The sequence below is a fragment of the Chryseobacterium sp. Marseille-Q3244 genome (assembly GCF_940807095.1).
In the GTDB taxonomy this organism is placed as follows: domain Bacteria; phylum Bacteroidota; class Bacteroidia; order Flavobacteriales; family Weeksellaceae; genus Chryseobacterium.
The window spans coordinates 16,380-37,444 of the sequence record NZ_CALNWX010000024.1 but is presented as its reverse complement, the minus strand read 5'-3'; the positions used below and the strand labels follow the sequence as shown (position 1 = coordinate 37,444).

The window sequence follows — 21,065 nt, the reverse complement described above, 5'->3', positions numbered from 1 at the left end:
AACGAAAACTTAATACAAACGGTATTGACTCCATTTTAACTGCTTCAAAAGGGGTGGTTGTTTTTTTTTTTTTTATTTTAATACATTTTTAAGCTCCACCACCTCAAAATTATTATTGTTTTCTAAAAAATGTTTTAAGATAGGAATGTGTCCCTGTCCAAAAATTAAAACGACATAGTTGTCTGAAGGTTCAATTTGATCGAGAATATTTGAATAAATAGCAAGATTTCTTAAATACCAATCTGATACATATTGTGCTCCTGCAAAGTTTTTACCTGCTCCAACCTTTGCTATATAATTCAGATAAATTGATAAGTTCCTTTTTAATTCTTCAGGTCTGTTGATGTATTTTAAAACATCAGTTATGGTACCATTTTTCAGTTTATTATCAAAATCACTGATCATTGTTTTTGCATGGACCTGTAAGTCCTTCAATAAATAAAGTTGATTGTTTTCTTTTGCAGTTGCAGCCATTAAACTATCGTGCGTCATTCCATAAAATTTGTCTATACAGTTGACACGATTTAATTTTAATTTTTTAGCTAACCTGAAACCAATTTGTTCTCTTTCTGAAACTGTCATTTTATAACGATCTGCTACATATAAACTGTACAAACTGTCAGTTGAGCGTTGTTTGTCAATTGGTCTTTCAATCATTACTTTAGTAGCTTTTGTCTGAGACAGAACATTCGTTAAGATTTCTAATTCACTCTGTCGTTTTGCACTTAAAAAATCGTCTACCTTTAATTCAAACTGATCGGTATGCGGGGTTTCAAAATGAATCGTTCCGATTAATAAAATCTTCGTTTTCTGAGTCTGTCCGGATACTATAATCCCAAAAGCTAAAGCAAAAAATAGCGTTATCTTTTTCATGTTTTTTATTTTGTTTTCACAGTTAAATAGTTTCTGCGGTATAATAGCCGCCAACATCTTGCCGCTGCATGATGTTACGGGCTAAAGATGCGAGTTTTTTCCATGAGCCACAAATTTTTTAAATCCAGTTTACAAATAATTAAAAAGCACTGCTTTAAAAAAGTAGTGCTTTCTTAGTATCAATACCTGATTCCGATTTTTTAAAGTTTATAGTTTTCTTTTATTGAGGTCCGTTTAATTCAATTTACTTATTAAATTTGTTTAACTAATGATTAATTTGCATCAATGGATCTACAACAGCTCAAATATTTTCTGGCATTGGCAAAAGAACTTCATTTCTGGAATACGTCTGCGAAAATGAATATTACACAATCTGCTTTGAGCCGGAACATTCAGTCTTTAGAGAGTGAACTGGGTGTTCAGCTGTTTTATCGTGATAAGCGAAATGTGAAACTTACCCCGGCAGGAAAATTTTTGCAGGAAAAATGGAGCGAAGAGCTTAGTCAAATGGAATCTTTTCATCAGTTGGCCCGGCAAATTCATTTAGGTGAATATGGAACGATAAGAATTGCACATCCCGATTCTATCTCCTCTTCGGTTTTACCCGATTTTATAAAAAAGGTTTCGGCTGCTTTTCCAACCCTTCATCTGGAATTGTTTCAGCTGACTAATGAAATTCAGGAAGATTATCTTAAAAATTATAAGATAGATCTGGCATTTTCCCGTGATATCAATACGTATTCTGGAATTAATGAAAAGAAATTATACCAGGAAAACCTGTCTTTAGCCGTTCCTGAAAATCATCATTTCAAAACCTTATCTGATATTTCTGAAGAAACATTGAAAGATCAGAAATTTCTTTTAACCACAGGAGATGATGGCAGCAGTTACAATGTGCTGGTTAAGGAAGTCCTCGATTTTTACAACATCAATCTTGATTCGTATATTCGATGTGAGTTTGGATCTACCATTATTTCACTGATTAAAAACGGATTAGGCATTTCGATTCTGCCGCATTCTTATCATCTTCACCAAAATACCGGAATCCGTTTTATTCCCCTTCCCTTTGTTACGGATTTGTATATCCAATGGCGGAAAGACGACCCTAACCCGATTCTTAAAAATATTCTGGAATTAGTTTAAAACCATTTCTATATGTGGAATTCCGTCTTCATCGTAAGGACTTCCTACTTCTTTAAAGCCTAAAGCATTGTAAAATTTCAGCAGGTACAATTGTGCGCTGATCCGGATTTTTGATTCTTTAAGAATATCCTGACACCCTTTGATAGAATTTTCCATCAGCTGTTTTCCCAATCCCAATCCTCTATAATCAGAACCAATTACCACCCGGCCAATTGAAGCATCTTCGTAGGTCAAACCAGGCGGAACAATTCTGGTATATCCTGCCAGATTTCCATCCACTAAACACATCAGGTGATGGCATTTTAAATCTTTATCATCTATATCCTGATACACACAATTTTGTTCTATAATAAATATTTCGCTTCTTAATTTTAATATATTGTAGAGTTCGATAGTGGATAATTCTTCGAATGATTTTATAAAAAATTCAGTTTTCATTTTGTTGGTTTTTAAATCCAGTTTCATCATAATATCGGTCTGTTCTTCATTTCCGAGTCTGAAAATATGTTTATCAAACGCTTTAAATCCGTTTTTGCTGTAAAAATTAATAGCCCTCAAATTGTTTTCCCAAACGCCCAGCCAAACGTAATCTGCATTTTTTTCTGTGGCAATGGCAATCGCTTTGTCATAAAGAGCCTGTCCTACTTTCTTTCCGTGAAAATCTTTAGAAACATATATCCTTTCAATTTCAAGCGCATGATCCCCTTTCATTTCAGTTTGTGATAAACCTGTGTTGAGCTTTAAATATCCTATGACTTTCTGATCCAGCCTGGCAAAGTAGAATTCGGAGTTTCTGTCGTTGAGCTCGGCATGAAGCTTTTCTGCTGCAAAACTTGTTTCAATATATTGCGTCATGCTTTCTGCTGTATTATCCTCGGAGAATGTTTCGGAGAACGTTTTTTTACTGATCTCTTGTAATTCTGTTATATCGTTTTCCGTAATTTTTGTTATCGTCATTTCCATTTTCTATACTGTCCATTCGTAATTCAACCAATCTTTATTTTCTTTTGCTCCAAGGCGTTCATAGAATTTTTGTCCGGTTCTGTCCCAAGGGTAACAGTCATTTTATTTGAGAGCAAAATTAGCATGTAGAATAATGCAGAAAAATGCTATTTTTTAATTATTTGATCTGATTTTTGCATTAATAAGGATAAGCGAAAAGTTCATGATCATTCTGTTTTATTTTTTAAGTGAGCAAAATGATTAGAGCCGGTTAGATAAAATAACGAGTTTTAATCCAACATAAAGCACTTCAATAAAAACATGACAAACTTATTTAAAATCGCATACTTTAATAGAATATTACGAATTAATTACTTTTCCTCAACTATAAAGGTATTTTTTTTATTTATTCATAAAAAAAGCTATCTTTGACTTACCAAAACAACACCTTAATATGAAAACAAAATTTACACAGTTCAGTGCTATTCTTATTGCTGGATTCTCATTTGCCCAAGTTGGCATCAATACAACTTCACCAAAAACAACGATGGATGTGTCTGCTAAAAGAGATGGTTCAGGAGTGATTACGGATAACACACAAATATTCGGATTGCAGGCTCCGAGGCTTACAAGAGCTGAGCTTACCGCCAATACGGGTACCTATAGCAGCGATCAGAGAGGAGCATTAATTTATATTACGGATGTTACTGGTGGAGATAATGCCGGACAACGTATCAATGTTACTGCTATGGGTTATTATTATTTTGACGGAGCGGTATGGCAAAGACTTACACAGGCAACCAATACCGCCTCTCCAGCAATTTCTGCATTACAATGTACTACGGCTTACTTAAATCCTTCTACGTATACGCCGGGTACTCCTTTCAACGGAAACCTGAGAGTTGTCTATAACCAGGGAAACGGAGGTTCGTATAATTCAGGAGCACCATTCACCGTGAACGGATTAACCTTCCAGCTAAGACCCGGAACTTTAGAGTTTGGTGATGGCGAATTGGTATTTTCAGTGAGTGGAACGCCTACCACTGCTAATGATATGACTATTCCTATGACCAGCACTACCGTTCCTTTCTTAACAGCAGCACAAAACTGTAATGCTACTGTGGGAAATACGAGCCGTGCAGACATTTCATCTGTCGCTGTGATGGGATATTCTACCCTAACAACCGACGCCAATGGGAAACAGGCTTATACTTTCCCTCTTACTACCCCGGATGGTAAGTATTCGATCAGGGTAATATTTGATACCACAAGTGGTACCACCCTTGCCAATCCTAATGTACAATTGTACAATAATACAGGGACTACCGTTAATCTGTATTGGAATTATAATACGGAATATGGTGGTTATATTGGTTCAGCGGTAACAACAACCAATATTACTTCAGGAGTATGGGGCGGTATGGCAGATTCATCAGCCACCTGGTATCCTCAAGGCACAGGAGCAATGGGTAACGCTTACTGGGGGAATATAGGAATTATAGATGGGGCCAGTGGCGGACCTGAGCATAGAAGATATACCTGGATAGACAGTAATCCTTCTTCAAAAACAGCTTATACCGCAACCATTATGGCAGGAGCTCCCACTTCAGGCAATTCCCAACCCAATCTTACTAAAATATTCATCAAGATAGAACAAGTAAAAGCACCATAATATAATGCCCCTGAAAAGGGGCATTTTTTATTTATATACAAAGTGTATGGTACATTCATGGATCTCGCTCTCCGAAGTTTCCTGAATTTGGAGCAAGTTTAAAAGAAATAACCTGGTGACTCTATAAGCTCAAATTCAGGAAACTTTGCTCAGCCGGAGATCATACTTGGAATTATTTTTTGATTAAAAGATTAAATGCAAAGTATATGGATAATTCCGTTTTATTATAAGGAGGCAAAGTGATGCAACTTTTGTCGCTGATGAAGCGGTATGCTTATCCACGCGCTTCAACGAATCAACAAAGTTGATTCTATCTTTTGCTCCCTGAAAATATGCATAATAAAACTAAATCTTTGCGTCTAAAAAATATCATCAATACATTAACAATCTGAATCAATAATTTACACACAACCTTCTTATCCTGAATGAGTGTCAGCCATTCTCTTTTCTCTTTTTCTTTGAACAATAAGGTGTGCAGCATCCAGCATTTTAACCGTATGGATGTAAGGCATCACGATATTCCTTTCCGGTAGATTTTCATAGACACCCATGGAGAAATAGACGATTCCGGACATAAAATAATCAAATTCTTTGAGAGTGTATGCTCTGAATGTTTTTTTGAAAACCAGCAGCGGATTCCGGTATTCCTTTTCCGAAAGCAAGCCAAGAAGCCACGGGGAAATCTTTTCCGGCTGGGTATCTACAGTCCATTTTCTTTCCTTCAGCATCATGAGATATCCTGCCCGGATCAACGACCTCATCGACTGATGAAACTGGAAGATCACCGCCGGATCTTCATGGATCCAGCTATTTCTCTTTACGGCATAGTTCACTAAGTTGCTGAGCATTTCTTTGGAATCATCCAGCTCATTGAAATGAAAGAAAGTTTCCATCAGCTGCAAGCCGGAGTGCTTGTTGCCTGCCCGAAACCGGGTATCGAAATGTGTTTTTATCTTTTTCATTGTTTGTATTTTTTTATAAATGTAAGAAAATAAATTCAATTACGGTCGATCGACCGTAATTTTTTATTATTTAATTATTTCATTTGTCTCATGACAGATATAAACGAGAAAATTTGTTTATACATTACAAAAAAATGGTTGATACCTTGGCTTCAAGAAGGCAAGTCACAAAATTCTTTTGCCAAAAATCATGGTGTAGAAGAAAGTACCATTAGAAAAATTAAAAGTGAAAAAACTTACAGAATACCTGTTGAAACACTTTTTAAAATATGTGAAGCAAGAAAAATTAGTTTATCTGATTTCTTTAAACTTATAAATGAATAATCCTGACGAAAGTTGGGATTTTTTGTTTTTACGGAAACCCGTAATGATATAGTCTAAAGCCTGACTATCTTTAGATTTATTAACTTAAAAAAATATTTATTATGCCGGATGATTTAGGTAAAAAAAGACCACAAGATGCAACTAAAGTGAATGTGAACGAGAGTTGGGAACTAGAATATTGGTCAAAAAAATTTGGTGTTACCAAAGAACAATTGAAAAATGCTGTTAAGGCAGTTGGAGTTTCTGCTGCCACAGTTCAAAAGCACCTTGGAAAATAATTCAAATTTTAAATAAGAATTTTTTTTCCTAAAATAAATCCTGACGAGAGTCGGGATTTATTATTTTGTAAAAGACTGTAAATTAGTTTTGGTATTTTTACTTACCTCTCCAACTCTAGGACATATAATAATGTTTTAAATAAATTTGAAAAACAAAAACCAAGAAAATGGTAACAGAAAGGGTTAAACATATATTTTATTTTATCGATTTTTTGCATTCAAATATCGAAAATTTTAACAAGCAAGAAAGATTACTTGATGAGATTGCTGAGTTAAGAAAAATATATAATGATTTGGATCCTAAAACAAATTTTGAACATAAATTTGAAAGAGAAAGAATAGCTGAAAAAGGAAATAAGCTAATTGGTATTTTTCATCGAGAATGTAAAAATACTATTAACGAAAAAATAAATGAATTAGAAATTACAGATATACCTAATATTGGTAATGATCATTTTTATCATATTGGAGAATTTATAATACTTGTGGAAACTCGAAAATATGATAAAGAGGATGTTAAATTAATTATAGAAGCAAAAGAAAAATACGTTTCAATTTTAGAAAACCTAAAACTAAGTCTAGACAATTTTTTACCTTATGGTCTGGCTAAAGATTTTAATGAAATTTTACTTGATTGTTTTAAGCCTTTTCTATCTTTAGATGATAAACTTAAGATTAATAAAAGTAAAGAAATACAATTCAATAGACATATGGTTACTATTGAAAGTTTAGATATTCAAGGAATTAGAAATGCAGTAAATAAATTGACAGGTAAATCCTTTGAATTCGAATTTGATATAAATAATTGGTTAATAAATGACAAAAATATTTTTGAATTTTCTCAAGATATAAGTCTTCCACTGTTAACTATACAAGCGGAGATATTAGAACAGTGTAAAGCTCAAAATACAAGTAAGCTCAATGATTTTCTAAAATCTGAAATCAATATTTCAAAGCTAATTAGTGGAACCAACGAATTGTCAATAGAAAAAATATTTAAAGACTATTTGGATTTAAATATTGGATCTCCTGAATTAGAAACCCCAATGACAGTGAATGTTAATATTTTATTGGGATACTTAAAGATCGAACTATTTAGAATATATTTAGAAAACATAAACAACTTATTTCTTCAAACTGAGAGGTACAAAGAAAAATTTCAGAGTTTACAAGACGAGTTTATCAATTCGAATATTGATGTTGATAAAATTGATTTTATTAAAAGTGAGTTAGAAAAATGTAAATCACTTTTAAAAGAACTAGAAAAACCTGTTTACAATGAAATGTCAATTTTAGGTGATACTGAAAATGAGCCTTGTAGATTCAAAAAACAATTTTTAAACACCTTGGACAAAAGACAATCTTTTTTAAATTCAAAACTAGAGGAATTCAAAAACTTGTCAGAATCACAAAAGTATGAACAATCTATAAGAGTTTCTAGAGATGTAACTGAAGAAGATCTTGAAAAAAATCCATTTTTTAAACAAATTGGAATAAAAGAAGGAGATACCTGCTCTCAAATCCCAGAACCAAAAAACAGAGAGGAAGCAATTGAGAGATTAAAAAAATATGATGCCCAGAAAAGATTTGAATATCTAAAAGAAATTTTTTCACAGAAATATGGAAATAGCATAAATGTAAAAATAATCGAAGATGAGCTAAAGCCCATATACAAATTCATAGAGGAAGCAAATAAATTGTCAACTCTAGATGCTTTTGAAAACAAAGATACATCAGATTATTTAGAATACTTGCGACTAGCAAATAGGTATTATGAAAATGCTAATTTGCCATACTATAGTTATCACACATACTTTAATTATGGGCAAAAAAACAATTCTTTATTAACCTATGCAAAGTATTTTCTTTATAAAATATGGTTAGAAGAAAAAAGAGAAGTTTATACTAAAAAAAATACACAGACTATTGGTTATTTTTCGATACCTTATGATTTTAATATTGATGATGATTGGGATACACGGAAAAAAAAATGTGAAATGCATAACCAGTCGATTTACCGGAGATATGAAAAGAATCTAAAAAATGGAGAAGAACAACTCTTAGATTTGGTTTCAAAAATGTTATCGGCGACAGAGAAACCATTGCAAACCTCTGAATATGATTTATTAGAGCGCCAATTTAATCAGATAAAAAGTATTTGTTCCATTGCATTAAACTCAAAAATAGACAAAGGATGTGTGATTGAAGGGGTGGGTAGCTCTCTTATTGAAAATAAATTCACAGAACTACAAGAGTTTCATAAAAAGTCAATAGTTGATATAGACATACATTTAAAAACTTTAGAAGGATTAAAGAAAAGAGATCTTGATAGAAACTACAATTCAAAGCAAACTGAACAATTAAAAACAAAAGCACAAATACTAAGCGAAAGCTTATACGAATACGGTTTCTTTGAGCTTGAAAAGCTGAAACAACTTTCAGAAAAAAATCAGAAGATTTTGATTCAATTAATAAGTGAAAATAAACTACCATATATAGTAGCAATGCTTGACTACTTGAATTATTTCAGTTATTTAGAAAAGAACCACTTTACAAACAAGTCCAAATTATACAGTGAAGTTGCTAAATGGTTTAACTGTGCTAAGGATGGCAGGACAATTAAAGGTAATGTTTATAGTCTCTTGAAAAATTCAACTGAAAACAAAAAGCGTTACACAGCCTTTAAACATAAAGAAAAGGTAATAAAGGACTATGAAGAATTAAAATAGGGAGTACTCCCCTATTGATGCCCCTAAATGCCCCCTATAATATTGCAAAGTATAACAATAAATACTTTGTATAATGAAAGCATTAAAATTTAAGCATTTCCCAAAAACAGAAATGCAACTAGCTAAAGAATTTAATAATCCAAAAGTTTTTCTTTATCAAAAGAGTAACCAGCATTTATTTTTTGAAAATCAATTGAAAATAATATTTCAATACTTACAAAATAATGTTGCAACAGCTTCAATGGTAGCTAGGGAAACAGGTGTTCCTCAAAAGAATATTTGTAGGTACAAAAGATATCTAGAAAAAGCAGGAAAGCTTTGGGAAGTGGAAAAAAAGAAATGTAAGGAAACAGGTGCTAAAGCTTGGTATCTCACAACAAATCCTAAATACTTGTCAAAATTTGAACAATTAAGCTTATTTTAACCTAGTTCTACGAAAGCTCTCACCTTTGAGATGATATTATTTCATCAACTTAAAATTAGGAGACTTTCCCGCTCTCCGAAGTCTCCTGACTTCGGAGCAAGTATAGCGGGAGTCATCTTATTTACCAGCTCAAAGTCAGGAGACTTTGCGCAGCCGAGATCAAAAAATGTAATAAATCCAATAACTTTATCGATGAAATAAGCAACCTTATTTTTTCCGGTTCCATATAGCTTTGCATGATTGTTTGAAACAACATAAATCGCTAGATACAGAACTATGAAAAAAATACTAAGGCCGGTTAAAATTGCACTGTCATTTTTATTATTTACTGTCGCCAATAACCTGTACGGCCAGGTAGGAGTAAACACAACCACACCACAGGCTACGCTAGATGTAACAGGTTATGCAGAAGATGCTGCCAAAACAGATGGCATTATTGCACCACGAGTAACCGGTAACCAATTGAAAGCCAAAGACAACCTCTACAACAGCACACAGGATGGAGCTATTGTATATGTTACAGAGCCGTTAGCAGTGAATGAAACAACAAACCGGACCATCAATGTCAGGGCTAAAGGCTATTATGAATTTAATGCCAGCCTGGGAACAAACGGACAGTGGGTTTCTATGTTTCAGAGAGATCCGGCTATTGTTGCGGGTGGTAATATTTTGAACCGGACCATGATCCCCGAAACTGTTCTGAGTACCAGCGGTACCACTCAGGCCACCTTATTTTCCCAGCAATTTACGCTGAGCAGGAAATCTATCGTTGAAGTTTATTTTTCTGTTCCGGTCACCAATCTTTTAAGAGCAAACGGGCAGACCCTTGTGGATGGTGCTTCTAAATTATTTGGACTGAATGTTTACCTGTCCAAAACAGATTCACCTGCGTTCAGTAACCAAAATATAGTACGCGACACCGAAACTTTTACCAATTCAGGAAATAATTATGTTGTAGGAATATTTCAACTGAACGGCAGCCGGAAATTTGTTTTGGACGCCGGCACCTATACCATGAATTTCAGTGGTTTTGTATACGCGAATCCTTCTGACCCGGTAGGAGTACGCGCTACTTTCGGAACCAACAGTACAGCCAATTCAGATTTAAGATCAGTCATAGATATTGTAGCCTCCCCGGTTGATCAGTAAAGCTCTTCGCACAAAGATTCTAAAAACACTAAATATCAATCCTTTCAGATCAATGTAGGCTTCTTATATTCACAGCGTTCTCCAAAGTATCTCAACTTTGAGGCAAGTGTAAAGAAAATAATCTTATTTACAGCTTAAAATTTCCTCATTTTTCACATCTGAAATTAAAACAAAAAAATCCCAGCTTTCGTTGGGATTTTTAAGTAAAGAATATCTAATGCTATATTCTTATAAGCTTGACATTATTTTCTCACCAGCTCTACTCTACGGTTCTGCACCTTTCCTTGTTCAGAACTGTTATCTGCTATCGGGTTTTTGCTGCTGAAGTCTTTTGACCTGAAGTACGTTTAAAGGAAATAATCTTATTGACTACCCAAAACCTGTAATATTTTGCGCAGCATAGAACTCCTGTCAATCTGTAATCTATAATATAACAAATACTCAACTTAATCGTTTTTTTGACTATAATTGTATCATTAAAAAATGATTATCCCTGTGAAAACTGCAATACCGCTTCGCTTTAGTTTATTGACCATCCTTACTACATCTGCTTTTACCATAATCCCAGCACAATCAACTGCTGTTCTTCCGATAAAGAAAATAGATAACGATACACTTTTAGTGGCTTATAAGAAATCTATTGATGATGTTTCACATGGGTTATATCTGGATGCTTCATTCGGTATGCTCAAAAAATTGAATGTAGAAAGTGTGGATCAGCTTGATGATCCCGATGTGGTGGATCAATGGGCACAGGTGATGTCTGCAATGACCGGAATACTAACATTCAATAAGGCTAAAAGTTCGGACTTCCATGTACCTAAAGAACAGATTGCGAACTTGCGTTTATCTAAAGGTACTAATGCCATCGATGAAATAGTCAAGCGTGCGCGCCATACCCGTATCGTTATCCTGAATGAGAATCACCTGGATCCTCGTGGGCGTGCTTTCGGACTTGAAGTGGCCCAAGCTTTACAACCACTTGGCTATACCATTCTTGCTATGGAAGCTTTGAGACCGTATGCAGATGATCAGGAAGAACGCCGCAAAATGGATCAACTGTCGGCAGATGGAGTCGTGAGAGGAACAGGTGATTTCTATAGTGGTTATTATTTTGATGATCCCATTTTCGCTGATTTCGTAAGACAATCGTTAGCAATGGGTTATCATCCGGTATCTTACGAGACAGCCGGTCGCGGATATACGGCTCAGGAGCGCGAAGAGAAACAGGCTGACAATCTTATTCGTCGTGCTGTGCAGTCTTTTCCGGAAGCCAAAATTCTTATGTATGTCGGCGAGCGCCACGCCGCTGAAGGGCCTATTCTCAATGAAGAAAAACCTTATCTGAAAATGGCCGCTATTCTTAAAGCTAAAACCGGCATAGACCCTCTGACGATTGATCAAGCCGGACTATCCCCTATCCCAATGAACAGACCTGACGTTGACCTATACAAAATTGCCTCATTAAAGGCTCCAAAAACATCAGTCGTTTTATTGAATCAGGGTAAACCTTTAACTACGGGCCTTTTATCCGGTGCTGTAGATTTACAGGTAGTTCATCCGCCGGTTAAACTTATCAATGGACGCCCAGAATGGCTATTAAAAATGAAGAGACGTTCTATTTCCGTTCCTCAGAACCTCCTGCCAGTATCAGGTATAAGACTCATTCAGGCTTTCGTTGCAGATTCACCGGCAGATGCCCGTCCCATCGATCAGGTATTAATCATGCCCGGTAAAAAACCACCCGTTTTAATGCTGCCTGACCTCAAGGTTCGTTATGCCACTCAGGATTTTCCGGATCAGATAAAAACTTCGGATCAATAGGTGTCAATTTGTATGTAGCCCTTCGGCTTCCGACATTTTTGTTAATCATAGCCAACCAGCATTTGTAACTCTCCTTATCATTCATTTAAATAAGGTCTGCAGGCTTCGCTTTTAACAATAAACTTTTGCATTCGGTGGTTTGGAAAAGTTCCAGTCCTTCCTGCCACCATTTCGTCATCTCCTCTTTATCAAATATAAATGAATGGGTGGTAAGTATCCTGTTGATAAAAAAGAAATTGATATGTACATTGGTGGTTGCCGCTTCCAACTGTGAAATAATAAGATCGTCACTGGCAATCTGATTCAGCATAAAATCTGTGGTACGGGCAAAAACATCCAATACATTCTGGAGCGGTGGATTATTGTATGACGTTTTTTCCAGCCGCAATACAATGGTATCTATGGATGATGCTCCTTTTTCCAGGGCGTGCTGTAAAGGGATAAGGTTTCCAAAGCCTCCGTCAGCATACTCATTTCCGTTTTTCTGGCATAAGCTCATCAAAGGAACCATATTGGATGAAGCCCAGATCCAGTCGCAGAAATCCTCATAACGGTGTTCATTAGAAGACTTATACTCTATTTGCTGCGTTGTAAGGTTGGCTACTGTGACTACAATTTCTTTTTTCAGCTCTTTTATTTTTTCAAAATCCTGCTTTGTAAAGCTACTGCGGATAAGATTTCTGAGGTTGGTACTGTCTCCTAATGTCTTTTGTTTTTTTATAAACTGCCTGATAATCCCCAGATGGTTGATCCCTACTTTTACTTTACCGTTCTTCTTCGTTATTTTAAACGGACAAACCGTAAAAATATCGGACTGCTCGATGGTGGTATAAAGTTTTTTAATTCTTTGGATATCTCCAAGAGCCAGAAAAGGAATCAGAAGACTTCCGGTTGAAGTCCCTACAAAGAGTTCATAGTCGTTTTTATTATGTTCTATAAGATGTTCAGCTACCCCGCCTGCAAAAGCCCCTTTGCTCCCTCCTCCTGAAATGACCAATGCTTTCATAATTGATTTAAAATTAACGCAGTACTAATGTAACAATAAATCAAATATGTTATTCATAATACATTCAACCCACTGCAAGATTGAACACAGCAAAGCATACATTCACCTGACTGTTCCATGTATGGAAATTAAATCGTCCGCTCCTCCGCTCTCCGAAGTCTCCTGACTTCGGAGCAGGTATAAAGTATAAAGGGATCTATTTAACAGCTCAAAGTCAGGAGACTTTGCGCAGCGGGGTTCTAGTATTGAGGTATAAGTAGAGATAATTAACATAAAAATAAATACTTAAAAGTTTTCAATGAAATAAAAATAGTTGACTTTTTCAACAATAATAGTTGTCAAAATCAACTATTTCTATATATTTGTACTATGAATTCTCAGCAAATAGGCGATATAAGATTTTTCAACAGATTCTATACCAACATCATAGGACTTTTGAATGGTCACATACTGAACAGTAAATACTCTCTTCCTGAAGTACGAATTTTATTCGAACTGCATCATCATCCAAACCAACCTGCTTCTGACATAGCATCTTATCTGGGTATTGATAAAGGATACCTCAGTAAAATTTTGAAAAACTTCGAGAAGCAGGGTCTCATCCGAAGAATAGTCTCCGGAAAAGATAAAAGAAGTACAAATCTTGAACTTACAGAGGAAGGCAAGGCCGAGTTTCAGCTTTTAAACGAAGCTTCATCTCAACAGATAAGGGAGATTTTTGGACATTGCACTCCGGATGAACTTAATAAAGTCATCAAGAAAATGAATGAAATACAAAATATACTAAATAAAAGAATTTTATGATGGAAGAGCCCCTAATTACAGCAAATGGAGTATCAATCAGAACCACTATCAATCCTGGGGACTTAGGATATATCATGTATCGTCACGGTAAATTGTATGGCAAAGAATACAACTATGGAGTATCTTTCGAAACCTATGTAGGCTATGGATTATATGAATTTTATAAAAACTACGACCCATTATTAGACAGGGTCTGGATTTGTGAAAAAAATGATAAGATCGTAGGTTTTCTACTATTAATGCACCGGGAAAATCAGACTGCCCAACTTAGGTACTTCTATCTTGATGAAGAAACCAGAGGTTTAGGATTGGGCAATCAACTTATGTTGGCTTTGGTAGAGTTCGCCAAAGAAAAGAAATATAAATCTGTATATCTATGGACAACAGATGATTTACTGGCAGCCCACCATCTTTATAAAAAATATGGTTTTAGACTGACAGAGGAGAAACCTTCTACCGAGTTTGGTAAATCTTTAAAAGAACAACGCTACGATTTGATGTTGACCTGATCACATTGAAGAAAAAATAAAAGCAAGAACACGGAAAAATTTAAAAACAAAGAAAAATGATAAAAGTATTTATTGCCGGAGCTACCGGCTGGGCAGGATCTGCATTAAGTAAAGGGATCTGCAAAAATCAGGGAATGAAATTGGTTGGGGCCCTTTCCAGAAAACACAATGGAGAAAATCTTTCAGAAGTCCTTGGAATTGAAGGTGGTGACATCCCTATATTTGATGATATCGAGACCGCCCTTGACACGACTGAATTTGATGTTCTGGTGGATTATACTAAACCTGAAGTAGGTAAGAAGAATGTCATTGCAGCCTTAAAGAGAGGAAAAAAAGTGGTGATTGGCACTTCCGGATTAACGAATGATGACTTAAAGGAAATTGAAGACACAGCCAACGATAACGACACCTCCGTACTTGCTGTTGGGAATTTTGCCATATCGGTCGTACTTCTTCAGAAGTTTTCGGAAATGGCTGCGAAATACATGCCTAATTATGAAATTATAGATTATGCCCATGAAGACAAAATAGACAGCCCCAGCGGCACGGCAAGAGAACTCGCCTATAGACTTTCTCAGATTAAAAAGCCCAATGTACATATTTCACAAGATGAACTCGTTGGCGACAAAGCCACCCGCGGTGCAACGTTGGACGACGTTCAGGTACACTCTGTACGATTGCCGGGTTTTGTCATTTCCGTGGAGGCTATCTTTGGACTAAAAGATGAAAAGCTTACCATACGTCATGATTCCGGTTCCGGAGCAGAACCTTATGTAAAAGGAGCATTGCTCGCTATCGAAAAAGTAGGTTCTTTTAAAGGACTCAAACGTGGGCTGGATACGGTAATGGATTTCTAAATATATAGCATATCTGTATTGGAAAATAGAAATAAATACCCTTGCTATTCAAAATCTTTCGACTTTGGAGTAAGTTGAAAGGAAATGATTTTATTTACCAAGCCAAAGTTCTAAGGCTTTCCTCATCACAAATCAAAATAAAAAAATCCCAGCTTTCGTTGGGATTTTTTAAGCAAAAGAATATCTAATGCTGTATTCTTATGGGTTTTACATTATTTTTTTACCAGCTCTACTCTACGGTTTTGCGCCTTGCCTTGTTCAGAACTATTATCTGCAATTGGATTTTTGCTGCCGAAGCCCTCTGCTGAAAGTCTTGATTTATCAATACCTGAAGTGGTGATCGCATTCAATACTGCGGTAGCACGGTCTTTTGAGAGTTGGAGATTGTGCGCATCATTTCCGCTGTTATCGGTATATCCGTTGATAGCCAATTTTAGGTTGCTGTCGTTTTTCAGGACTTTTGTGATTTCATCTACGGCTGTTTTGCCATCGGGTTGTAAGCTCGCTTTGTCGGTATCAAAATTAATATGCAATACAGCTTTGCCTTTTGCATCTAATTCTTTTTTTATTTCATCAGATTTTAGGATCGAAATGGTTTGTTCAAACGGCGCTTTCTGTAGAATTTGTATTCCTCCGGTTGAAGTATTTCCATACAGCTGAATATAAATATCATCGCCACTGCTCCTTCTGATGACATACACTTTTACAGGTTCATTCCAATAATCTATAGAGCCTTCTTCACCAAAGTATTTGGCGTCTTCTTTTATTCTGTCAAGCTGCTGCTGAGAAACTTTACCGTCAAATATTTTTACACCACCCACTTTTGTAATCGCATCATCATAGCTTTTCAAAAAATAAGGCAATGACCATTCTTCTGTATTACTTTTCTCGTTGACAACATACGTTTTCCATATCTTTCCTTCTATAGGTGTCATTACACCTTTAAGTGGGAAAAACAACATATCATAGCTTCTTTGTACCGGTTTGTTTTGGGATTCCAGTCCTTTGGGAAAACTGAAAAAAGGCAGATCACCTACTTCAGCCGTAGAAACCGGTATGGAGTTGATATCAAAATTATTTGTTCCTCCCGAAGATTTTTCTGCTGCCTTAGAATCTTCTATGGCGACAGTATCATGGGCGGTATCTGTTTTTTGTTCAGCCTTTTTGTTACAGGCAGCAAGCAAAGCGCCTATGGACAGAATAATCAGGGTCTTCTTCATATTAATAAATTTTAGGTTTATGGCGTATAATTTCTTTTAAAATAGTGAGGGATAAAGCAACTTGAATCCTTCTGCATCAAAATCGTTCGGTATATTTTATACTGTACTGCTTTTTGGCGGCACTAACTTACAAATAAAATGCGAATGAGGAAGTACCTAGATTTAAGGATTTTAGTGATTAAAAAGATAATGTGTGGATGATGTTTTCTAACGCAAAGATTTTATTTTTGAAGCCGCTTTATTTTAAGTGGGCAAAGATAGAATCAACTTTGTTGATTCGCCGAAGCGGATGGATAGGTATACTGCTTTATCAGTGACAAAGTCGCATCGCTTTACTTAAAATAAGGTGGAAGCATTCATAAACTTTGCGTTTAATCAAAAATAATTCTAAGCAGAATTTATGATCATGTGCGGATGATATTTTTTCTGACGCAAAGATTTTATTTTTGAAACTGCTGATTGTAAGTGAGCAAAGATAAAATCAACAAGGTTGATTTCTCGAAGCGGATGGATAGGTATACTGCTTTATCAGTGACAAAGTCGCATCGCTTTACTCACTTAAAATAAGGTGGAAGCATTCATAAACTTTGCGTTTAATCAAAAATAATTCTAAGCAGAATTTATGATCATGTGCGGATGATATTTTTTGACGCAAAGCTTTTATTTTTGAAGCTGCTGATTCTAAGAGAGCAAAGGTAGAATCAACTTTGTTGATTCGTAGAAGCGTACGGATAAGCATACCACTTCTTAAGCGACGAAGTCGCATCACTTTGCTCACTTAAAATAAGGCGGAAACATTCATGAACTTTGCGTTTAATCAAAAATAATTCTAAGCAGAATTTATGATCATGTGCGGATGATATTTTTTCCTGACGCAAAGCTTTTATTTTTGAAACTGCTGATTGTAAGTGAGCAAAGATAAAATCAACAAGGTTGATTTCTCGAAGCGGATGGATAAGCATATCGCTTCATCAGCGACGAAGTCGCATCACTTTGCTCACTTAAAATAAGGAGGAAGCATTCATGAACTTTGCGTTTAATCAAAAAATAATTCTAAGCAGAATTTATGATAATGTGCAGATGATATTTTTTGACGCAAAGCTTTTATTTTTGAAACCGCTGATTGTAAGGGAGCAAAGATAGAATCAACTTTGTTGATTCGTAGAAGCGTACGGATAAGCATACCGCTTCTTCAGTGACGAAGTTGCATTGCTTTGCTCACTTAAAATAAGGCGGAAACATTCATGAACTTTGCGTTTAATCTTTTAATCAAAAAATAATTCCAAGCATGATTTATTAGATGCCATCAATAAAGAAAGTATAGGCAAAATTAAAAAGGGTTATCCAAAATTTATCGGACAACCTTTTATTTAAGTCTTTTTTATTGATAATTTTTCCAGCATAAAAATCACCAAAATCAATAAACTAATGATAACGAGAGACATTGGAATTGAAATCGCATTAAAATAAACCAACACAAATGCTCCTCCTATTCCTCCCATGGCAACTGCTGAATTGAAGACGGTTACCAGCATCGATTGTGCAATATCTGCATATTCCCCACTGGCATCCACCAACTGCTTTTGAAGGAGAGACGGAGCTCCTCCGAAGGATGTACCCCACACAAACACTCCAATATAAACCCAATAGGTTGAATGGTCTCCACCCATCATAACCAGTGCAGAAAAAGCAAATAACAGCAAATTGAAGAGTATCAAAGATTTTAGAAATTTATCAATCAAGGCTCCGGTAATTGCAATCCCAAGCAATGATGAACACCCAAATAATAACATGAAGACATCTATTTTATCTGCTAATCTATAGATTGCAAGGAAGGGAGACATATAAGTATACAGCATATTATGCGCAAAAATCCATAGAAATATAGCTACCAGAGTAATAAGAACACCTTTCATCCCAAGTACAAACCTGGGGGAAACCTTCTTCTTACTTTCGATCCCTTTAAAGTCAGGAATGGATAAGTAGGTAAAAACAAGTAAGAATAACGAAATACCTGATATTATCCAAAATGCTCCTGCCCATCCCAAATACAAACTTATCCATGTACATAGAGGAACTCCGAATGCGAGTGCCAATGGCTGCCCCATCCCGACAATCGTTATTGCTTTTCCTTCATGAGATGGCTGCACGATCCTTTTGGCAAAACCTATCAATATCGCCCAAGCTACACCAGCCGAAACTCCACCCAAAAACCGAACAAACAGGGTAAGGATATAGTTTGATGATATGGCTGTAACAAGATTGAAAATAAAAAATCCCAATATTGAAAATAAAAGCAATCTCTTTCTGGGCCAATGCGCTGTAGCTGTAATTACCGGAACGGCTGCCAATACAGAGCCCAGCGCATAAAGCGTGATGAGTTGTCCGGATAATGATTCCGAAACTCCCAGATCTTTTGAGATTAGCGGCAATATCCCCGCCGGCATTGTTTCCGTCATGATGGCAATAAAACCTGTCATACTAAGCAATAGCAGCTTCGCCAGGGGAAAAGTTTTGTGATTCGCATATTCCTGTTGAGATTCAACATTATCTGAATCCATCAAAGGCTCTTTACATTGTGTATCCTTAATCATTTTTATTCTTTTGTTAATAATGTTAGTCAGTTAAAATCGCGATAGTTAACTTTTTACACCGCAAAAATAAACCGAAAACTACATTCAAAATAGGTATATTTACTTCATAAATATGTAATTTTTATTTATGATTAAGAATCAGAAATATGAACAGATTGAAGCCTATTTTTTAAAAACAGATACCTGGTCCGTTAAAAGCAACGTCAGCTTTTTTCAATTTGTTTACGTAATTTCAGGGGAAGGAATACATCACCATAATGGAAATTTAATTCCATTTAAGGAAGGCTATTTGGTTCTGCTTACACCAGATAAAGAGAACTATTTTGATCTGAATGGAATGGTAGAGTTTTTAATCATGAAGTTTCATCTTTCATATTTGAGAGACTACCGATGGAAAACAATAAACTATCTTGAAGATCTACTGTATACAGCGGATCAAACCTCAGGCACCATAATAACTGATGAAGCAGATAAGGTTCTCATTGCTAAAATTGTAGAATCACTTATTCTGAGCCTTGACGGAAAGAAGCTTTATTACCAGGACCTGAACCTGCATTACATCAACTCCCTGATTGTAATTGCTGCCAGAAACATTTCAGAAAAAAAACCGGACAGATTCTCAGAAACTACAGACAATAAGATAGAGAGTATATTGACCTATATCGAAAATAATATCTATACCCCTTCCCTTCTGAAAATGGAAGTCATCAGTAAACAATTCGGGATATCCTCTAATTATTTCAGTACTTACTTTAAAAAGCAGTGTGGGGAAAACTATAAGGATTATATCGCAAATTATAAGCTCAAACTAATAGAACACAGACTAAAGTTCAGTGACAAACGGATTGGAGAACTGGTTGAAGAGTTTGGCTTTACCGATGAGAGCCACATCAATAAATTCTATAAAAAATACAAAGGGATTACGCTGACCTGTTTTCGAAAAACAATGATCAATCCTAAAAACAGCGATTAATACTTATATTATTTTTACTCCTGCTCTCCGAAGTCTCCTGACTTTGGAGCAAGTATAAAGGGTATACTTTTATGTACAAGCTCAAAGTCGGGAGACTTTGCGCAGCGGAGCAGCAGAGGAATGTTAAATCTATCTGATGATCGTGTTACTATACTGCTCCTGTAAAGAGATAAGATTTAATTCTAAGTCATAAACAGCGTTAAAAGCACAAATTTCACCTTTAGCCACATAGTCGTAGATGTATAAATCCGTTAAAGGAGTTGGAATATCTGCCAGATCTTTAGCATCTATCCATTGCAGTTCTCCTTCGTTACAGTAGGGTGGTTCAACAAATTCTATATCAGATATATAAACATAGCTTATCCAATTGTATTTAACAGGGGAAGTTTCCGTTAAAATTCCACAAAACTTTTTCGAAGTAATATGAATGCCTGTTTCTTCCATTACTTCACGTACCACTGCATCATCGGGGTTTTCAAAGGGATCAATTTTGCCTCCAACGGGAACATACATATCTTTATTGGGCTCCTTCAGTCGTTTCAGCAATAAAAATTTATCGTTGTTCCTTAATATACATAATGTCGCTACCCTCTTCAATCCAATCACATCTTGATTCATATTATTTTCTTTTCAGACAAAAATAATAAATCCAAAAAGAGTTTTCAATCCTATTTATCAACTTAATGATTAAAAAAATATCCTGATGAATACACCACAAAGCTAAAAGCATCAGATCTCTGAATGGAAAGCACCCATTAAATTTTCAAGCATAAAGCTTCTGT

The 21,065-nt window shown here is 35.5% G+C and carries 19 protein-coding genes; 12 read left to right on the top strand and 7 right to left on the bottom strand.

The window, feature by feature from the left end:
• Nucleotides 1–72: 72 nt before the first annotated feature.
• Nucleotides 73–873, bottom strand: a complete 801-nt coding sequence (locus NBX25_RS23555) for a DUF5694 domain-containing protein (protein ID WP_250255698.1) — start codon at nt 871–873, stop codon at nt 73–75.
• A gap of 285 nt (nt 874–1,158) precedes the next feature.
• On the opposite strand from NBX25_RS23555, the gene NBX25_RS23550 reads away from it, so the two are divergent.
• A complete protein-coding gene (locus NBX25_RS23550; protein WP_250255697.1) occupies nt 1,159–2,016 on the top strand; it encodes a LysR family transcriptional regulator in 858 nt (285 codons plus the stop codon).
• Here NBX25_RS23550 and NBX25_RS24850 read toward each other — a convergent pair.
• Nucleotides 2,008–2,973: a GNAT family N-acetyltransferase gene (locus tag NBX25_RS24850; RefSeq protein WP_349815595.1), complete on the bottom strand. Its 966-nt coding sequence runs from the start codon at nt 2,971–2,973 to the stop codon at nt 2,008–2,010. The two genes, NBX25_RS23550 and NBX25_RS24850, sit on opposite strands and share 9 nt — an antisense overlap.
• A 439-nt stretch (nt 2,974–3,412) precedes the next feature.
• Between NBX25_RS24850 and NBX25_RS23535 the strand changes: the two genes are divergently transcribed.
• A complete protein-coding gene (locus NBX25_RS23535; RefSeq protein WP_250255696.1) occupies nt 3,413–4,630 on the top strand; it encodes a phage tail-like protein in 1,218 nt (405 codons plus the stop codon).
• A gap of 416 nt (nt 4,631–5,046) precedes the next feature.
• Here the strand turns inward: NBX25_RS23535 and NBX25_RS23530 are convergent, their stop codons facing one another.
• Nucleotides 5,047–5,592, bottom strand: a complete 546-nt coding sequence (locus tag NBX25_RS23530; RefSeq protein WP_250255695.1) for a hypothetical protein — start codon at nt 5,590–5,592, stop codon at nt 5,047–5,049.
• A gap of 90 nt (nt 5,593–5,682) precedes the next feature.
• On the opposite strand from NBX25_RS23530, the gene NBX25_RS23525 reads away from it, so the two are divergent.
• The 6 genes from NBX25_RS23525 (at nt 5,683) to NBX25_RS23500 (ending at nt 12,320) form a co-directional block, all read left to right on the top strand.
• Nucleotides 5,683–5,916: a helix-turn-helix domain-containing protein gene (locus NBX25_RS23525; protein ID WP_250255694.1), complete on the top strand. Its 234-nt coding sequence runs from the start codon at nt 5,683–5,685 to the stop codon at nt 5,914–5,916.
• A 101-nt stretch (nt 5,917–6,017) separates the two neighbouring features.
• On the top strand, nt 6,018–6,194 hold the full coding sequence (locus tag NBX25_RS23520) for a DUF3606 domain-containing protein (protein ID WP_250255693.1): 177 nt from the start codon (nt 6,018–6,020) through the stop codon (nt 6,192–6,194).
• 167 nt (nt 6,195–6,361) lie between these two features.
• Entirely contained in the window at nt 6,362–8,923 is a 2,562-nt protein-coding gene (locus tag NBX25_RS23515) for a hypothetical protein (protein WP_250255692.1), read from the top strand.
• A gap of 73 nt (nt 8,924–8,996) precedes the next feature.
• Nucleotides 8,997–9,347: a hypothetical protein gene (locus tag NBX25_RS23510; protein ID WP_250255691.1), complete on the top strand. Its 351-nt coding sequence runs from the start codon at nt 8,997–8,999 to the stop codon at nt 9,345–9,347.
• 276 nt (nt 9,348–9,623) lie between these two features.
• Nucleotides 9,624–10,496 carry a phage tail-like protein gene (locus NBX25_RS23505; RefSeq protein WP_250255690.1) on the top strand — a complete coding sequence of 291 codons (873 nt, stop codon included), beginning with the start codon at nt 9,624–9,626 and terminating at the stop codon, nt 10,494–10,496.
• 495 nt (nt 10,497–10,991) lie between these two features.
• Nucleotides 10,992–12,320, top strand: a complete 1,329-nt coding sequence (locus NBX25_RS23500; RefSeq protein ID WP_250255689.1) for a hypothetical protein — start codon at nt 10,992–10,994, stop codon at nt 12,318–12,320.
• An 85-nt stretch (nt 12,321–12,405) separates the two neighbouring features.
• Here the strand turns inward: NBX25_RS23500 and NBX25_RS23495 are convergent, their stop codons facing one another.
• Nucleotides 12,406–13,326, bottom strand: a complete 921-nt coding sequence (locus NBX25_RS23495) for a patatin-like phospholipase family protein (RefSeq protein ID WP_123910981.1) — start codon at nt 13,324–13,326, stop codon at nt 12,406–12,408.
• A gap of 369 nt (nt 13,327–13,695) precedes the next feature.
• Between NBX25_RS23495 and NBX25_RS23490 the strand changes: the two genes are divergently transcribed.
• Genes NBX25_RS23490 through dapB form a run of 3 tightly spaced genes read left to right on the top strand, consistent with a single transcriptional unit; the run spans nt 13,696 to nt 15,496 of the window.
• Complete coding sequence (locus NBX25_RS23490) at nt 13,696–14,130, top strand: MarR family winged helix-turn-helix transcriptional regulator (protein WP_250255688.1); 435 nt, start codon at nt 13,696–13,698, stop codon at nt 14,128–14,130.
• Nucleotides 14,127–14,639, top strand: coding sequence for a GNAT family N-acetyltransferase (locus NBX25_RS23485; RefSeq protein ID WP_250255687.1), 513 nt, complete (start codon nt 14,127–14,129; stop codon nt 14,637–14,639). Before NBX25_RS23490 ends, NBX25_RS23485 begins: the two co-directional genes overlap by 4 nt.
• 56 nt (nt 14,640–14,695) lie before the next feature.
• Nucleotides 14,696–15,496, top strand: coding sequence for a 4-hydroxy-tetrahydrodipicolinate reductase (dapB, locus tag NBX25_RS23480; RefSeq protein WP_250255686.1), 801 nt, complete (start codon nt 14,696–14,698; stop codon nt 15,494–15,496).
• A gap of 212 nt (nt 15,497–15,708) precedes the next feature.
• Here the strand turns inward: dapB and NBX25_RS23475 are convergent, their stop codons facing one another.
• Both NBX25_RS23475 and NBX25_RS23470 read right to left on the bottom strand, forming a co-directional pair.
• Nucleotides 15,709–16,716: an OmpA family protein gene (locus NBX25_RS23475; RefSeq protein WP_250255685.1), complete on the bottom strand. Its 1,008-nt coding sequence runs from the start codon at nt 16,714–16,716 to the stop codon at nt 15,709–15,711.
• A 1,370-nt stretch (nt 16,717–18,086) separates the two neighbouring features.
• Complete coding sequence (locus tag NBX25_RS23470; RefSeq protein WP_250255684.1) at nt 18,087–19,310, bottom strand: MFS transporter; 1,224 nt, start codon at nt 19,308–19,310, stop codon at nt 18,087–18,089.
• A gap of 127 nt (nt 19,311–19,437) precedes the next feature.
• Between NBX25_RS23470 and NBX25_RS23465 the strand changes: the two genes are divergently transcribed.
• Nucleotides 19,438–20,283 carry an AraC family transcriptional regulator gene (locus tag NBX25_RS23465; RefSeq protein ID WP_250255683.1) on the top strand — a complete coding sequence of 282 codons (846 nt, stop codon included), beginning with the start codon at nt 19,438–19,440 and terminating at the stop codon, nt 20,281–20,283.
• Between the two features lie 129 nt (nt 20,284–20,412).
• Here NBX25_RS23465 and NBX25_RS23460 read toward each other — a convergent pair whose 3' ends face one another.
• A complete protein-coding gene (locus NBX25_RS23460) occupies nt 20,413–20,901 on the bottom strand; it encodes an NUDIX hydrolase (RefSeq protein WP_250255682.1) in 489 nt (162 codons plus the stop codon).
• Between the last annotated feature and the right edge of the window lie 164 nt (nt 20,902–21,065).

Excerpts from the sequence above, each read along its gene's own strand:
- NBX25_RS23555 (WP_250255698.1), bottom strand. The coding sequence starts at position 873 with ATGAAAAAGATAACGCTATTTTTTGCTTTAGCTTTTGGGATTATAGTA.
- NBX25_RS23550 (WP_250255697.1), top strand. The coding sequence starts at position 1,159 with ATGGATCTACAACAGCTCAAATATTTTCTGGCATTGGCAAAAGAACTT.
- NBX25_RS24850 (WP_349815595.1), bottom strand. The coding sequence starts at position 2,973 with ATGACGATAACAAAAATTACGGAAAACGATATAACAGAATTACAAGAG.
- NBX25_RS23535 (WP_250255696.1), top strand. The coding sequence starts at position 3,413 with ATGAAAACAAAATTTACACAGTTCAGTGCTATTCTTATTGCTGGATTC.
- NBX25_RS23530 (WP_250255695.1), bottom strand. The coding sequence starts at position 5,592 with ATGAAAAAGATAAAAACACATTTCGATACCCGGTTTCGGGCAGGCAAC.
- NBX25_RS23525 (WP_250255694.1), top strand. The coding sequence starts at position 5,683 with ATGACAGATATAAACGAGAAAATTTGTTTATACATTACAAAAAAATGG.
- NBX25_RS23520 (WP_250255693.1), top strand. The coding sequence starts at position 6,018 with ATGCCGGATGATTTAGGTAAAAAAAGACCACAAGATGCAACTAAAGTG.
- NBX25_RS23515 (WP_250255692.1), top strand. The coding sequence starts at position 6,362 with ATGGTAACAGAAAGGGTTAAACATATATTTTATTTTATCGATTTTTTG.
- NBX25_RS23510 (WP_250255691.1), top strand. The coding sequence starts at position 8,997 with ATGAAAGCATTAAAATTTAAGCATTTCCCAAAAACAGAAATGCAACTA.
- NBX25_RS23505 (WP_250255690.1), top strand. The coding sequence starts at position 9,624 with ATGAAAAAAATACTAAGGCCGGTTAAAATTGCACTGTCATTTTTATTA.
- NBX25_RS23495 (WP_123910981.1), bottom strand. The coding sequence starts at position 13,326 with ATGAAAGCATTGGTCATTTCAGGAGGAGGGAGCAAAGGGGCTTTTGCA.
- NBX25_RS23490 (WP_250255688.1), top strand. The coding sequence starts at position 13,696 with ATGAATTCTCAGCAAATAGGCGATATAAGATTTTTCAACAGATTCTAT.
- NBX25_RS23485 (WP_250255687.1), top strand. The coding sequence starts at position 14,127 with ATGATGGAAGAGCCCCTAATTACAGCAAATGGAGTATCAATCAGAACC.
- dapB (WP_250255686.1), top strand. The coding sequence starts at position 14,696 with ATGATAAAAGTATTTATTGCCGGAGCTACCGGCTGGGCAGGATCTGCA.
- NBX25_RS23475 (WP_250255685.1), bottom strand. The coding sequence starts at position 16,716 with ATGAAGAAGACCCTGATTATTCTGTCCATAGGCGCTTTGCTTGCTGCC.
- NBX25_RS23470 (WP_250255684.1), bottom strand. The coding sequence starts at position 19,310 with ATGATTAAGGATACACAATGTAAAGAGCCTTTGATGGATTCAGATAAT.
- NBX25_RS23465 (WP_250255683.1), top strand. The coding sequence starts at position 19,438 with ATGATTAAGAATCAGAAATATGAACAGATTGAAGCCTATTTTTTAAAA.
- NBX25_RS23460 (WP_250255682.1), bottom strand. The coding sequence starts at position 20,901 with ATGAATCAAGATGTGATTGGATTGAAGAGGGTAGCGACATTATGTATA.